This window comes from Rhodoferax ferrireducens, assembly GCF_003347515.1.
Classification (GTDB): domain Bacteria; phylum Pseudomonadota; class Gammaproteobacteria; order Burkholderiales; family Burkholderiaceae_C; genus Rhodoferax.
Genome location: NZ_QEII01000295.1, coordinates 1 through 906, shown reverse-complemented (window position 1 = coordinate 906; position 906 = coordinate 1). Strand labels below are relative to the sequence as shown.

Annotated in this window: 1 protein-coding gene; it reads right to left on the bottom strand. The window is 68.1% G+C overall.

Annotated elements, in window-relative coordinates; genetic code table 11:
- On the bottom strand, positions 1–906 hold a 906-nt coding region (locus C5P05_RS19090), incomplete at both ends, for an acetyl-CoA C-acetyltransferase (protein ID WP_157979396.1).

Below are 906 nucleotides of genomic sequence, written 5' to 3'. Positions count from 1 at the left end.
CGGCCAGTGCCACGCCCATGCCGCCGCCGATGCACAGCGAGGCCAGGCCCTTGTTGGCGCCGCGACGCTTCATCTCGTGCAGCAGCGTGACCAGGATGCGGCAGCCCGACGCCCCGATCGGGTGGCCAATGGCAATGGCGCCACCGTTGACGTTGATCTTGGCGGTGTCCCATTCCATTTCCTGGTTCACGGCGCAGGCCTGGGCGGCAAAGGCCTCGTTGATTTCCATCAGGTCCAGGTCCTGGGCCGACCAGCCAGCCTTTTGCAGGCACAGCCTGGAGGCCGGCACCGGCCCCATGCCCATGAGGCTGGGGTCGAGACCGGCCGAGGCATAGGCACGGATGACCGCCAGCGGCGTGAGGCCCAGCGCGGCGGCGCGTTGCGCGCTCATCACCAGCACGGCGGCGGCGCCGTCGTTCAGGCCCGAGGCATTGCCGGCGGTCACCGACCCGGCCTTGTCAAAGGCCGGGCGCAGGCCGGCCAGGACGTCCGCGCTGGTCTTGCGGTTGACGAATTCGTCGGCTAAGAAGACGATGGGGTCGCCCTTTTTCTGCGCAAGGCTGAAGGGCAGTATTTCGTCCTGGAACTTGCCCGCGTCCTGCGCGGCCGCCGCCTTCAATTGGCTGGCCAGCGCCAGCGCGTCCTGCATTGCGCGCGTGATGCCGTATTTCTTGGCCACGTTCTCGGCCGTGGTGCCCATGTGGTACTGGTTGTAAACGTCCCACAAGCCGTCGGTGATCATGGTGTCGATCAACTTCCAGTCGCCCATGCGCTGGCCGTCGCGCGAGCCCGGCAGCACGTGCGGCGCGGCGCTCATGTTTTCCTGCCCGCCGGCGACGATGATCTCGGCGTCGCCGCAGCGGATGGCCTGGGCCGCCAGCATCACAGCCTTCAGGCCCGAGCCGC